Genomic DNA, 14,762 nt, shown 5'->3' with positions numbered 1-14,762 from the left:
CGGCAGGGCCCGGTACACCGTGTGAGCACCTCGACCCATGGGGAGGTGTGGGCGGTCGTCGGCTACGAGGAGGCACGCGCGGCGCCGGCGGACCCACGTCTGCGCACCATCATCTGCGGTCTCTTCGGCGTGCCCGTCGAGGACCGCGAGCAGTTCCGCCGCTGGGCGGCCGAGATCGTCGCCGCCACCAGCCTGGAGGAAGGGACCGCCGCGGCCCGGGCCATCATCGGATACCTCAGCTCCCTCGTCGAAACGAAGCGTCGCAGCGCCGGCGACGGCGACGGCGACCGGCTCTCCCCCGGTGAGCTGCTCAACATGGCCTACTGGCTGCTCTTCGCCGCGGAACCGGTGGAGTTGGCGGGCGCCACCGTCACGGCCGGTGACAAGGTGCTCATCGTCCTCTCCGCGGCCTCAGACGATCGCCCTGCGACCTTCCGGTGCGCTACACCCCAGTGGGCCGCTAGTTGTCCCGGACCAGGTCCGCGGTTCTGGCCGAGGCACGGTCGATCAGGCGGGCGAGTTCGGTGACGTACGGCGGCTCGAACAGGGTCAGGTGGTCTCCTTCCAGGACGTGGTGGGTCAGGCGGGCGGGGGTGCAGACACGGGCCCAGGAGCGGATCGCGGCGCGCCGGAAGTCCTCGTCCTGTTTGTCGGCCTGGACGAGTGCGACCGGGCCCTCGTACCGCGACGGGCGGTAGGCCCGGGCGGCCCGCAGATGGACGCGGTTGGTGTGCCGTCGCAGGTCCAGCCGGAGCAGTTCGGCGGCGCTCATGTCCTCCTCCGCCACTATGGGGCCCGGCTCCTCCCGGTCGTCGTCCGCGTCGAACTCCGACAGCTGTGCGGAGAGGTAGCTCTCGACGAGGAAGACCATGTCCGCGCGCTCACCCCGAAGTTCGAGCAGCCGGGCCATCTCGAAGGCCACCAGACCGCCCATGGACCAGCCCAGCAGCCGATACGGGCCGGTCGGCGCCACCGCGCGTACGGCCGCCAGGTAGCGGGCGGCCAGTGCCTCGACGCTCCGGTCCTCCTCGCGGTCGGCGCCTTCCGGCGATGTCTGGAGGGCGTACAGCGGGCCGCGCAGTTCGTGGCAGGCGGCGAGGTGGCGGAAGCCGGTGGCCTCGCCGCCCGCCGGGTGGACGCAGAACAGCGGGGGGCCCTCGCCCCGGGGCCGCAGCGCCACGATGTCGTCGGGGAGGGCGGGAAGGGCCGGCAGAGCGGTGTTGCCCGCCTTGAGCAGCCGAGCCAGGTGCCTCGGCGTGGCCGCCCTTCCGGGCCCCCTCACCCCATGGGCCGTCCCCGGCTGCGGCTGCCGCTCCCGTTCCGGTTCCGATTCCGGTTCCGGTTCCGAGAACAGGACGGGGACCGGAAGCCTGGCGTGGAACTCCTCGTTGAGCCGGGCGATCAGCCGCACGGCCAGCAGGGAATGGCCGCCGAGCTCGAAGAAGTCGTCTTCCGCGCCGACGGCGGCGACTCCGAGCAGCTCCTCGAAGACCCGGGCCACGGCCGCCTCGACCGGGCCGGCCGTCGGCGGGCCCGTCCGACCCGCCGACGAGACGGGGGACCCGGTGGCGTCGGCCTGGACGAGTGACCGCACCGCGGCCTGGTCCACCTTGCCGTTCGGTGTGAGGGGTAGCGCCTCGGTCCTGGCATACGTGGCCGGCACCAGCTGCGACGGCAGCCGCTCCGCCAGGTGGTCCCGCAGGGCCCGCGGCGTCGTGGCGTGGACGTCGTCGGCGACGACACAGGCGGCCAGGCGGTCGCCGCGTTCCTCGTCCGCGACCAGGACGACGGCGGCGTCCCGCACGGCGGGGTGCCGCAGCAGCGCGGCCCGGATCTCCTCGGGCTCCACCCGCACCCCGTTGACCTTGATCTGGTCGTCCACCCGTCCCAGATACCGGATCAGGCCGTCCGGACCGACGCAGGCCAGGTCGCCCGAGCGGTAGAGACGGCGGCCGGGTTCCGGCGAGAAGGGGTGCGGTATGAACCGTTCGGCGGTGTCGGCGGGGGCGCCCAGATATCCGCGGGCGAGGCTTGTGCCGCCGACGTGGATCTCACCCGGCACGCCCACCGGTACGGGGGTGAGGTCCTCGTCCAGGACGAGGATCTCGGCGTGGTCCATGGGCCGGCCGATGGGCACCGGACCGGGGCCGTCGTGGGCGCCCACCTCGTGCACGCACACGCCGACGGCGGTCTCGGTCGGCCCGTACTCGTTGAAGATCCTCGTCCCCGGGGCGTGGGCGGTCCAGATGTCGACCGCGCCCCTGTCGAGGGCCTCACCGCCGAGGACGAGGGCGCCGGTGGTGCCGGCCAAGTCCTCCGGTTCCATGGACTGGTTGATCACCTTCAGGTGTGACGGGGTCAGCTTGAGCAGGTCCAGGCCGGTCCGGTCGGCCAGGTCCGCGGAGAGAGCGAGTGCGTCCCGCCAGGCGGGGTCGAGGAGGACGGGACGGCCGGTGACCAGCGGCAGGAACAGACTCGTCACGGTGAGGTCGAAGCCGATCGAGGAGTGCGCCATCGCACCGCCCTCGCCACCGCGGCCGTCCGCGGCGTCGCCGTCCTCGCCGTCGCCGCCTACGGCGTCTGAAGCGACGTACGTCCGAGCACTCCACAGCAGGTAGTCGCAGACGGCCCGGTGGGGCAGCATCACCCCTTTCGGCGTCCCGGAGGAGCCGGAGGTGAACATGATGTACGCGAGGTGGTCCGGCCCTGCCTCGCACGGCCGTCCGCGTTCGGCTTCCGCGTCCGTAGCCGCGGGCGGCGGCAGGTCGCGCAGGTCGACGCACGCGACGCCCTCGGCCGTCACCGCCTCGTCCGGCCGATCGGTGAGCAGCATGCGGCATCCGGCCCGTGCCAGGAGTTCCCGTGCCCGTAGGGGCGGGAGCCGCGGATCGAGCGGCACATACGCCCCGCCGGCCTTGAGCACGGCCAGCAGCGCCACGACCAGCGCGGCCGAGGGCGCCGCCCGCACCGCCACCGGGGATTCGACGCGGACGCCCCGGGCTCGCAGCGCTTCGCTCCACCGGGTCGCCCGCGCGTCGAGTTCCCGGAAGGTCAGCCGGTCGGTACCGGCCACGACGGCGAGGGCGTCCGGGGAGCGTCGGGCCTGCCGTTCGACGAGGCCGTGCAGGCAGCGGCCTTCCGCCGGGGCCGGGAGATGGTCCCGCGTCCGGGCGGCGCCGACCGCGGGAGGCAGGCCCGCCTCGCGTACGGGGGTGGCGGGCGCGGCCAGCAACTCGGCGAGCAGTGTGGCGTACTGGTCGGAGATCACCCGCACATAGGCGTCGTCGAACTGACGGCCGTCGTAGTGCCAGGCCGTGCGGCCTTCCGTCGCGCCCAGGGCGCAGGCCAGCCGCAGGGCGTGGGACTCGGTCTCGACGTCTTCGCAGGCCACGGCGTAGGTGATGCCGTCGGCGCACCGCGGTGCCGGGGTGTCCGCGCAGACGAAGCCGATGTCGCGCCCCGTCTGCTCCGCGGCACCGGAGGAAGGGGCGTCCTGCTGGGCCTCCTCGGCGTCGGACAGGGCGCGTTCCGCGCGTGCGGCGAGGGCGTCGAGGACCAGACCGGGGTCGATCCGCGCGGTGACCTCGGCCCACTGCGCGAAGTGGCCGAAGGCGGTGGCCGTCTCCTCGAACTCCCGCCCGCTGAGCAGCACGTCGACGGTGATGTCGGGCTGCCCGCCGATCCTGGCCAGCAGCGTCTGCCAGCAGGCGAGCAGCACGGCTCCCGGCCGCACGCGCCGCCGCAGCGCGTAGTTGTGGACGGCCGCCGTCATGCCGTCCGGCAGGGGCGCGGTGACGGTACGGCGCTCCGGCCGGCCGGAGCCGACCGGCCGCCGCAGCGGCAGGTACAGCCGTGGGGCGGCGTCGGGTGCCGGGTGCGGTGGTCCCTCACCGAAACCGCCGAAACCGCCGGGCCCGGCGGGCCCGGCGAACTCCTGGTGCTGCCACTCGGCGAACTGGCTGTACTGGAGCACCTCGTCGGTGGGCGGTGTGCCCGCGTATCGCTCGGTCAGTTCGTCGACGAGCAGGCGCAGCGTGTGGCCGTCGGCGGCCAGGGCGGTGGTGGTGAGCAGCAGTGCGTACCGGTGGGGGCCGAGGGTGAAGAGGGCCGCTCTCAGCACCGGGTCGTCAGGGCCGCCGTGGGGCAGCTCGCGCCGGGCGCGGGCCTCCTCGTCGATCCTGTGCGAGCGCGCCGTCTCGTCCAGGTGCCCCAGCTCCTCGTGGGACCAGGACGGGCCCGTACGGTCCGCGTCGTGGACGACGAGCAGCGCGGTGCGCGTGCCCGGCACCCGCCGGTAGACGGAGCGGAGGATCTCGTGCCGGGTCACCGTGTCGTGCAGCGCGGACGTGAGCCGGTCCGTGTCCAGTTCGCCGTCGATGGTGACGAGCACCTGCGCCCAGGACGGCACGCCGAGTTCGGCCAGCTCCCACAGCCGCTGTTGCTGGAACGACAGCCGGTAGCCCTCCACCTGCCGAGCCCGCTCCGTCCCCGCCCCCTTCGCCGTCTCCGCCGTCACCGGTACCTCACCATGCCGCCCATCGCGACGAGGAGTTCGCGTTCGCCGCGGAAAGGGTTGCGGGCGTGGGCGGCGAGGATGTTGTCCAGCAGCATCACGTCACCGCGCTCCCAGGGGAAGGAGACCTCCAACTCCTGGTAGACCCGCAGGATCCCGTGCATCGCCTCGTCGGGTATCGCGGTGCCGTCGCCGAACCGGCAGCCGCGCGGGAGTTCGTCCGGGGCCATGGTGGACAGCAGTGATTCCCGTGCCTCGGTGGAGAGGCAGGCGGTGTGCCAGTGCTGCGCCTGGTTGAACCAGGACCACTCGCCGGTGCGCGGATGGCGCAGCACGGCGGGCCGCACGGCGGTGGTGCGCAGCCGGTCGCCGTACCACTCGTGGCGCAGCCCCTGCCGGGCGCAGCGGGCCTCCGCCTCCGCCCGGTTCCCGGTGCGGAAGACGTCCCGCCAGTCGAGCCCGAGCCCGGTGCCGTAGTTGCGGACGTACATGACCCCCTTGGCGGTGAACTCCTCGCGGAGCGCCGGGTCGAGCGCGCCGTGGACGGCGCGGCTGTCGACCACGGGTGTCTCGCCGCCGGAGTCGGCCGGGCGGGCGCAGCAGAACCAGATGCGGGTGGGGCCCTCGTCGTTGAAGGAGTTCTCGTTGTGCCAGAGCAGCTTCTCCTCCGGCGGGAAGAACACCGGCGTGTAGACGTTGCCGCCGAGTGCGGCGCGCGGGTGCTCGCCGTTCTCTCCGAAGAGGTCGTCGACGAAGACGGAGGCGAAGCGTTCCAGGGCGTCCGGGTCGGTGATGTCGAAGCCCCGGAACAGCAGGGCGCCGTGCCGTTCCAGGTCGGCGTCGAGCCGGGTGCGGTGCGTCCGGGCCCAGGCCACCGGGTCGACGTCGGGGCGGGCCGGCCGCAGTACGAGCGGCAGGTCGGCTCCGTCCCGCAGCGGTTCCCTTACGACCACGTCGTCCGAGGCCACGGCGACCTTGGTGGGCTTGATCCCGCGCAGGGCGCCGGGGCCTCGCCGCCCGGACCGTCCCGGCGTGGAACGGGCCGGGCGGTGCGGGCGGACCGTCGTGGGCAGGGGCGCTTCGGCGATGGAGGCGTCCGGTCGGGCGGCCATGTCCGCGACCAGTGCGACGTACCGCTCGCGCAGTTCCGCCATGGTCGACGCGTCGAAGAGGTCGGGGTCGTAGTTGAGGAACCCGGCGATCCCGTCGTCGTCCTCTTCCAGGACGAGGGTGATGTCGAAGCGGCTGGTGTCGATGAGGTCCACCCGGAAGGGGCTCAGCCGCAGGCCGGCCATGGTGTCGGCGGCCCGCCGGTTGTTGTTGAGCACCAGCTTGATCTGGAACAGCGGGCTCTGGTTGCGGGTACGGGGCGGGCTGAGGGCCTTGACGACCTCCTCGAACGGCAGGTCCTGGTGCGCGTAGGCGTCCAGCGCCACTTCCTTGGTACGGCCCAGCAGGTCGCGCCAGGTCGGGGCGCCGGTGAGGTCGGCGCGCAGGACGATCTGGTTGACGAAGAAGCCGATCAGCGGTTCGGTCCTGCTGTCGGAGCGTCCTGCGACGTCCGAGCCCACAACGAGATCGGTCTCCCCCGTCTGCCGGTTCACCACGGCGAACAGCGCGGCGAGCAGCGCCATGAACAGGGTGCTGTCCTCCTCCCGGCACAGCGCGCGCATCCCGTCCGCGGCCGGGGCCGGGATGCGGAACCGCAGGCTCTCGCCCCGGTGTTCGGGGTGCGCCGGGCGTGGCCGGTCCAGGGGCAGCCCCGGCAGGTCGAGGATGCCGTTCAGGCGTGCGGTCCAGTGCTCCACCAGGCGGTCGAAGTGGCCGGCCTCGGCCAGTCGGCGCTGCCAGACCGCGTAGTCCGCGTACTGCACGGCCAGTTCGGCCAGTCGGGGCGAGCGCCGCTCGCGGTCCGCCGCGTACAGCTCGGCCAGTTCGTCAAGGAGGACGGCGGCCGACCAGCCGTCCACCGTCATGTGATGGGCCGTCAGCAGCAGTACGTGGTCCACCGGGCCGAGTCGGAGCAGCCCGGCCCGCAGTACGGGCCCGGTGGCCAAATCGAAAGCCTCGGTGTACTGCTCCTTCGCCAGCCGCCGCGCCTCCGTCTCCCGCCGCTCCGGCGGGTACGGCATCAGGTCGGTGAGCGGCAGCGCGGGTGGCTCGGCGGGCAGTACGGTCTGGAACGGCTGCCCGTCACGGACGGTGATCACGGTCCTGAGCACCTCGTGCCGACGTACGATCTCCGCCACCGCCCGGCGCAGCGCGCCGATGTCGAGTTCGCCCGTCAGCCGGACGAAGACCGGGAAGTTGTACTGGGCGGTGTCCGGGTCCATCTGGTGGAGGAACCACAGGCGTTCCTGGGCGAAGGAGGCAGGTACGGCCCCGTCCCGTTCGGTGGGGGCCAGGGCGGGCAGCACGGGCCGGTTCTTCTCGGCGGTCAGGCCGTCGACGAGGGCGGCCAGCGCGCCGAGGGTCGAGGCGTCGAACGGCCCGCGGATCGGCACCTCCACCTCGAACTCCTCCCGCAGCCGGAACACGAGCCGGAAGGTGAGCAGGGAGTGTCCGCCGAGGTCGAAGAAGTCGTCCTCGGCGCGGATGCCGTCGCGGCCGAGCAGTTCGCTCCAGATGGCGGCCATCCGGCGTTGTGTGGGCGTGAGTTCGGCCTCCGGCCGCGCTTCGGGGGCCCCGGTGGTGTCCGTGTTCTCGGGGTTCTCGGTTGTCAGCGGCAGGTCGGTGAGCGCGGCGCGATCGACTTTGCCGTTGGCGTTGAGCGGGAGCCGGCGCAGGACGACGTACCGGGAGGGAAGCAGGGGGCCGGGCAGCCGTTCGGCGAGCCGGGACTCGATTCCGGGCAGGGCGGCGAGCGCCGCGGGGCGCCAGAGCGGTGCGGTCGCCAGCCTGTGCGGTTCCGTGGCGGCGACCACCGGTGGCGGCATCGTCGGGGGCGTTCCCCGGCGGTGCAGCAGCAGGTCGTAGGAGCCGTCGGGCCGCCCCTCGGCCCAGCTCGGTTCGGCGTCGTACCCGTGGTGCCCGGCGAGGCGGCACAGCTCCTCCGGGTCGACGCCCGGCCGTACGGTGTCCGGCGCCGCGCCGGAGAGCCGGGCCAGCAGCCGCAGGTCTCCCGTCAGCCGGGCGTTGGGGATGCCGCGCAGCACGAGCCGGTCGGGGTGCTCGGCGCCGAGCAGCGTGTCCAGGGCGTCCGCGTCCAGGTGCTCCGTCTGCCAGTCCCGCTCCGGCGGTGACGCGGCCCCGGGGCCGTCGTCCGCCGTGCGCTCGCCGGTGACCGTGAGGATGACGTCGTAGCGGTACCGGGTCAGTTCGTTGTCGGCCGTTCCCCGCTTGGGCAGGACCCTGACCGGGCCGACCCGCGGCCACCGTGCGGCCAGCCCGCCGAAGAGCCGGGGATCGAGGCAGAGTTCGTTCTCGGTCTCCACGCCCCAGGTGGTCTCGCCGCGCAGGACGGCGTCGGACGTGCCCGGCTTCGCCCGGTGGGCGGCGACGGAGGCGTGGAAGGCGTCCAGGAGGGCGAGGTTGCGCAGGTCGCCGAGGAACACATGGCCACCGGCGGGCAGCGCGTCGATCGCCCGCTCCAGGACCGCCAGCAGATAGTCCACGGACGGGAAGTACTGGACCACGGAGTTCAGGATCACGGTGTCGTACGTCTCGCCCGGACGGATCGCGAGATGGGCGGGGTCGGCCCGCAGCCCGATCCGCTCGGGGGCGTCGGCGGTGGCGGCGACCTCGCGCCGCAGCCGTTCGACGACCTGCTCGGACAGGTCGACGCCCTGGTAGAAGTCGCAGTCGGGGGCGGTCCTGGCGAGGATGAGGCCGGTGCCGCAGCCGATCTCCAGAGCCCGGCGCGGCCGCAGCGTCCGTATGCGGTCGACCGTGGCGTCGAGCCACTCGCGCATCCCGTCGGCCTCCATCGGCTCGCCGGTATAGCTGCTGTTCCAGCCGGTCAGATCGAACGACGGGTCGGCGGGGCGCTCCGCGCAGCCGTAGGTGTCCTCGTACAGCGTCCGCCAGTGGTCCACCCAGGCCGTCTCCGCCGCCGCGTCCGACGGTGCGACGGCGCCGGTGTCGGTGTCCGGGCTGACGAAGGCGACCAGCTGCCGGGACTCGGGGGTGGAGCCGTGCGCGATCACGGCGGCCTCCCGGACCGCCGGGTCCCGGGCCAGCGCGGCGGCCACCTCCTGCGGCTCGACCCGGTGACCGCGGATCTTCACCTGGTCGTCGAGGCGGCCGAGGTATTCGAGGTCTCCGTCGGCCGTCCGGCGCACCCGGTCACCGGTCCGGTACAGGCGTGCGCCCGGCTCGCCGCCGAAGGGGTCGGGGACGAAACGCTCCGCCGTCAGGCCGGGGCGGTTCCAGTAGCCGTGGCAGACGCCATCGCCGCCGACGTACAGCTCTCCGGGCGCGCCCGGTGGCACCGGGTTCATCGCCTCGTCGAGCACGTACAACCGCGCGTGGTGCACGGGCCTGCCGATCGGCACCCGGCCGAAGCCGCCGGACGGGTGCGCGCTGTCGTACGCGGCGCAGGCCACGGCGGTCTCGGTGGGGCCGTACTCGTTGATGATCCGGGGCACTCCGGAGCCCGTGCGCCAGGCCGCGAGCCGCTCCTCGTGCAGTTCCTCGCCGCCGACGACCAGGGTGCGGGTCCACGCCCCGGCACGCGCGGGGGCCGCGGAGCCCTCCAGCATCTTCAGGTGCGAGGGGGTGAGCTTGACGAACGCGAGGCCGGTGTCCGCCTCGGCCGAGGCGCGCAGGGCCTCGCCGGGTATACCGGAGTCGTCGGCGAGCAGCAGGCGCCGGCCGGCGAGGAGCGGGGCGAACAGGCTCGTGACGGTCAGGTCGAAGGAGAGCGAGGAGTGCAGGGGGACGGCCCCGTCCGCCTCGGGCGGCAGGTACGTCTCCACCGCCCACAGCAGGTAGTTGGCGACCTGGCGGTGGGAGAGCATGGCGCCCTTGGGCCCGCCGGTCGAGCCGGAGGTGTACATCAGGTACATCAGGTCGTCGGGCCCGCCGTCGCCTTCTGGCGGGGCCCCGGTCGCCTCCTCGGCCACCCGGTCCGGGTCGAGCGCGACGACCGGGACGTCCAGGTCGCCCGGGTCGTCGGGCCCTGCTTCAGTGATCAGCAGTACGGCCCCGCTGTCGCGCAGCATGTGGCCGCGCCGGGCCGGCGGATAGGCCGGGTCGAGCGCCACGTACGCGGCGCCGCTCTTCAGTACGGCGAGCAGCGCGACCACCGCCTCGGGCGTGCGGGGCAACAGCACCGCGACGACGCGGCCGCGACCGGCGCCGAGGCCGCGCAGCCGGTGGGCGAGGCCGTTGGCGCGGCGGTCGAGACCGAGGTAGGTGAGGTCGGCGCGGCCGGGCGCCGACACCGCCACCGCGTCGGGGGCGGTGCGCGCCCGCTCGGCGAAGAGCCGGTCCACGCGTACGCCCTCGGGGCGGGGGGCGGTCGCGCCGTGGCCCTCGCGCAGGACCTGCTCGCGCTCCTCGGCCGTGAGCAGCGGCAGTTCACCGATCCGTGTGTCGGGGGCGGCGGCCACGGCGGCGAGCAGGACGCCCAGCGAACGGGCGAGCCGCTCACCGGTCGCCGTGTCGAACAGGTCCGTGGCGTGAATGAGCCGGCCCTCCAGTCCGGCGTCGGTCTCCCAGATGTTCAGGTCGAGGTCGAAGCGGGCGGCGTCGTGGTCCAGGTGGTCCAGCGGGGTGAGACCGATCCCGCCGGGCAGGGTGCGGACCGGGCGCAGTGGCGTGTTGTGGAGGGTGAAGTTGACCTGGTAGATCGGGTTCCGGCCGGTACCGCGCTCCGGGTGCAGCCGCCGGGCGACCAGGTCGAGGGGCACATCCTGGTTCTCGTACGCCTCCAGGCACGTCGTGCGGACCTCGGCGAGGAACTCCTCGAAGGACGCCCGCGGTGCGACCCGTGAGCGCAGCGGTACCGAGTTGGCGAAGAAGCCGACCAGATCGTGGAAGCCGCGGTAGCGCCGGTTGGCGACGGGGGTGCCGACCACCACGTCGTCGTGGCCGCCGTAGCGGGCGAGCACGATCTGGAACGCGGCGAGCAGCGCCATGAACAGGGTGCTGCCGGTGCGCGCCGACACCTCGCGCAACTCGTCGGCCACGGGCGCGGGAACGGTGAACACCGTGGACCCGGCGCGCCCCCCGGGACGCTCGGGCCGGGGACGGTCGGCGGGCAGCGGCATCGGGTCCGGGGCGCCGGCCAGTCTGCGCTCCCAGTAGTCCAACTGGCCTGCGGCCTCGTCGCCCTCCGCCCACTCGTGCTGCCAGCGCGCGTACTCGGCGTACTGCACCGTGTGGGCGGGCGGTTCGGGCGCCCGCCCGTCGAGGCGTGCCCCGTACGCGGTGCCCAGGTCGCTCAGGAGGACGCCCAGCGACCAGCCGTCGACGACCGCGTGGTGGAAGGTGAGCACCAGGACCGCGTCGTCGGCGGCGAGGCGCAGCAGCCGGAACCGCACCAGCGGTCCCTCGGCCAGGTCGAACCTCTCCTCGGCGTCCGCACGGGCGAGCCGCTCGGCCTCCGCCCGCCGGTCGTGGCCGGGCAGCGCGGTCAGGTCGACGACGGGCAGCGGCTGATGCCGGTGCGGCAGGACCCGCTGCACGGTGCGGCCTTCCCGGACCGGCAGGACGGTGCGCAGGACCGCGTGGTGGCGCAGCAGGTCGTTGAGGGCGGCTTCGAGAGCGGTGTCGTCCAGCGGTCCGGTGAGGCGGTGCACGACGGGACTGTGGTAGGCCGGGCTGTCCGGGTCGAGGCCGGACAGGAACGCCATCCGGCGCTGGGTGAAGGACGCGGGGGCCTCGCCGTCGTCGTCCCATGCGGGCAGCCCGGTCGGGGCGCCCTTCTCCCACAGACGCTGGCGCAGCAGGGCCCGCTGCCCGGCGGGGAGGCGTTCGATCCTGGCCCGCAGGTCCGCGTCGATCGCGTCGGCCGTCTTGGTAGTGCGCGTCATGCGGTTCCCCCCGCTCGTCCCTCGGCTCGCCGGGTCCCGGCGAGCCGCTCCAGTTCGGCCACCAGGCCGTCGAGTTGTCCCGGGTCGTCGTCCGCTCCCGCGGACGCTCGTACGGCCGCCGCCTCGTCGGTGGCCCGCTCGACCTCGACGGCGAGGCCGGCCAGCGTCGGCGCGTCGAACAGTGTCCGCAACGGCAGCGCCACGCCGAGCCGTTCGCGGATCGAGGCACGCACCACCGAGGCCAGCAGCGAGTGACCGCCGATGAGGAAGAAACTGTCGTACACCCCGAAGGACCGCACGCGCAGGGCGTCCGCCCAGATCTCCCACAGGGCGCGCTCCGTCGCCGTCCTCGGCGGCACCGTGTCCGCGTCCGGCGGGCCGCCGTCGATCTCGGCGATGCCGGGCAGCGCCCGCCCGTCGATCTTCCCGCTGGGCGTCGTGGGCAGCGCGTCCAGCAGGACGACATGGCCGGGCACCATGTGCGACGGCAGCCGGTCCCGGAGCCGGCCGAGCAGCTCCGGCGGGGACGGCCGACGCCCCGGCGCGGGGACGACGTAGGCGACGAGCCGCCGGTCCTCGGCGACGTCGACGGCCCGCACGACGCATTCGCGCACGTCGTCGCGGGCCAGCAGGGCCGCCTCGACCTCCCCGGGCTCGATGCGGTAGCCGCGGATCTTCACCTGTTGGTCGGCCCGGCCGAGGAAGTCCAGCGCCCCGTCCGGGAGCCTTCGCACCAGGTCGCCGGTGCGGTACATCAGCGCGCCCGGCCGGGGAGCGAACGGATCCGGCAGGAAGCGTTCCGCGGTCTGGCCCGGGCGGCCCAGATAGCCCCGGGCGACCCCGAGCCCGCCGACGTACAGCTCGCCGGCCACGCCGATCGGCACGGGGCCAAGCTCTTGGTCGAGGATGTGCAGCGTGGTGTTGGTGAGGGCGGAGCCGATGGGTACGCTCGTGGCGTCCTCCGGCAGCCGGTCCGCCAGGTGGGTCGTGGAGAACGTCGCGTTCTCGCTCGGGCCGTAACCGTTGTGCAGGCGCGCGGGCGGCGCGCCGCCGCGGAGCACCGCACGCGTGCGACGGGGGTCCATCACCTCTCCGACGACGAAGAGATGGCGCAGTCCGCCGAAGGCCGTCGGGTCGATGTCGGCCACCCGGTTGAAGAGCGTGCCGGTGAGGGCGACGATCGTGGGCCGCAGCTCACGCAGCGCGGCCAGCACCTCGTCGGGGCCGAGGGGTTCGTCGCCGGGCAGCACGTCCACCCGTGCGCCGTTGCACAGCGCCCCCCACACCTCGAAGGCGGTGATGTCGAAGGCCGGGTCGCCGAGGTGCAGCAGGACGTCGCCGGGGCCGATGGACACGTAGTCGGTCGCGGTGATCAGCCGTACGACGGCCCGATGGGGTATCCCGACGGCCTTGGGCCGCCCGGTCGACCCGGAGGTGTGCACCACGGCGGCCAGCCCGACGGGGTGTGAGCGCGGCCGCGGAAGCGGGCCGACGGCGCCGTCGCGTTCCGCGTCGGTGAGTCGCAGTACGGGTACGCCCGGACCGTGCGGCCAGGCGGGGGGTTCGGCGCGGCTGAGGACGGCCGTGATCTCGGCGTCGTCGGTCATGGACCGCAGTCGTTCCTCGGGGTGGCCGGGGTCGAGGACGAGGGGTGCGCCGCCGGCCAGGAGCACGCCGAGCATGCCCGTGACCAGGTCGGCGGAGCGTCGCATGTGCAGGGCGACGACGGAGTCCTGGGTGACCCCGGCCGCGATCAGGCTCCGTGCGACTCGGCCGGCCCGGTCCCGCAGCTGCTCGTACGTCCAGGTCCCCGTGCGGTCGGTGAGGGCGACGGCTTGTGGGGTGCGGTCCGCCCACACGCGGAACAGGCCGTCCACGGTGGCCGGTTCGGGCAGCGGACGGTCGGTCGTGTTCCAGGCGTCGATCCGGGCCCGGTCCTCGGGCGACAGTACGGGGATGTCCCCGATCCGCCGGTCGGGGTTCTCGGCGAGGGCGGTGAGCAGCGTGCGGAAGGCGGTCGCCATGCGGTCGGCCGACTCCGGCAGCCAGAGATCGGACGCGAGGCGCAGCTCGGCCTCGACGTCGCCCCGCCCGTCGGCCTCGGTCACCGTGCACTGCAGATCGCGGGGAACGGTCGTGTCGTCCAGGGTGAGCGCGGACGTGGTGAGCCCCGCCGCGGTGAAGCCCGTACGCCGCGCCTCCGTCACAGCGAAGACCGCCTGACAGAGGGGGGCTCCGGCGTGCCGCTCCGCCTCGTCCCGGGTGCGCGCGACACGACGGACCGCTTCCCGTAAAGAGGGACGGCCCGTCAGATCGGCCCGCAGCGGCAGCACATCCTCGTACGGCCCGAACGCCGTCCGCTCGGACGCCGGCGGGCGACGGTCCACGGGGGTGCCGAACACGACGTCGTACCGGCCCGTCCAGCGCGCCAGCAGCACGGCGAAGGCGGCGGCAGGTACCGCCCACGCGGGTACGTCCTCCTCGCGGGCGAGCAGCCGTAGGGCCTCGGCGTGCCGGGCGTCGATGACCAGCCTGCGGACCGTCGCCCGGTGGGTCGGCGTCCTCGGCCGGGTCCGGTCGAGCGGCAGGTCGAGTGATGGGGCGAGCGGCGGGTCGAGTGGTGGGTCGAGTGGTGGGTCGAGTGGTGGGGTCGCCTCCAACTGCCGCTTCCCCTCCGGCAACCCTTCGTCCATGCCCTCCCGCTCCAGGGCCGCCCGGTCCGTGTACGAGGGTGGGGGCTGCGCCGGTCCCTCGCTCAACCCCTCGTAACCGTGGGCCAGTTCACTCTCCAGCACGGTGAGCGAGGCCCGGTCGGCGACGATGCGGTGGGCCGTGAGCAGCAGCACGTGCCGCTCCTCGCCGGTGCGTACCAGGGTGGCGCGCATCGCGGGCCCTCGGTCGAGGGCGAAGGGCCGGGCGCTCTCCTCGGCGAGCACACCGTGCGGCTCCGCCTCGGGCAGGGCTTCGCCCGCGAGGTCCAGTCGCCGCAGGGGCACCTCGGCCGTGGCGCGGACGGTACGGCGCGGCCCGTCCCCGCGGTCGTCGAAGGTGCTGCGGAGCAGTTCGTGGCGGGAGACACAGTCCCGCAGCGCGGACGCGAGCCGGCCGGCGTCCAGTGGGCCCTCGACGAGGGTGGCGGCGGACACGTGGTGGACGGGGGCGCCGACGGCGGTCTGCTCCAGGTACCAGAGTCTTTCCTGGGTGTGGGAGAGCGGCAGCCGGGGCGCCTGTGCCGAGTGGGCCGTCGGTCGTATTTCCGGTTCGTCGTGCAC

Annotated in this window: 4 protein-coding genes; 1 reads left to right on the top strand and 3 read right to left on the bottom strand. The window is 73.9% G+C overall.

Going from position 1 to position 14,762, the window contains the following annotated elements:
• The first annotated feature begins 21 nt into the window (after positions 1–21).
• Positions 22–528, top strand: a complete 507-nt coding sequence (locus ACWDZ7_RS09910) for a hypothetical protein (protein WP_451796170.1) — start codon at positions 22–24, stop codon at positions 526–528.
• Here ACWDZ7_RS09910 and ACWDZ7_RS09905 read toward each other — a convergent pair.
• From ACWDZ7_RS09905 to ACWDZ7_RS09895, 3 genes are read right to left on the bottom strand one after another with little or no spacing between them, the layout of a single operon-like run.
• On the bottom strand, positions 461–4,516 hold the full coding sequence (locus tag ACWDZ7_RS09905; RefSeq protein WP_451796169.1) for a non-ribosomal peptide synthetase: 4,056 nt from the start codon (positions 4,514–4,516) through the stop codon (positions 461–463). The two genes, ACWDZ7_RS09910 and ACWDZ7_RS09905, sit on opposite strands and share 68 nt — an antisense overlap.
• Positions 4,513–11,490 carry an amino acid adenylation domain-containing protein gene (locus ACWDZ7_RS09900; RefSeq protein ID WP_451796168.1) on the bottom strand — a complete coding sequence of 2,326 codons (6,978 nt, stop codon included), beginning with the start codon at positions 11,488–11,490 and terminating at the stop codon, positions 4,513–4,515. The genes ACWDZ7_RS09905 and ACWDZ7_RS09900 overlap by 4 nt, the downstream gene beginning before the upstream one ends.
• Positions 11,487–14,762 (bottom strand): non-ribosomal peptide synthetase, encoded by a 3,276-nt coding sequence (locus tag ACWDZ7_RS09895; RefSeq protein WP_451796167.1) that lies wholly within the window; start codon positions 14,760–14,762, stop codon positions 11,487–11,489. The genes ACWDZ7_RS09900 and ACWDZ7_RS09895 overlap by 4 nt, the downstream gene beginning before the upstream one ends.

It is taken from the genome of Streptomyces sp. NPDC003032, assembly GCF_053591415.1.
This window is presented reverse-complemented; position numbering and strand designations above follow the sequence as displayed.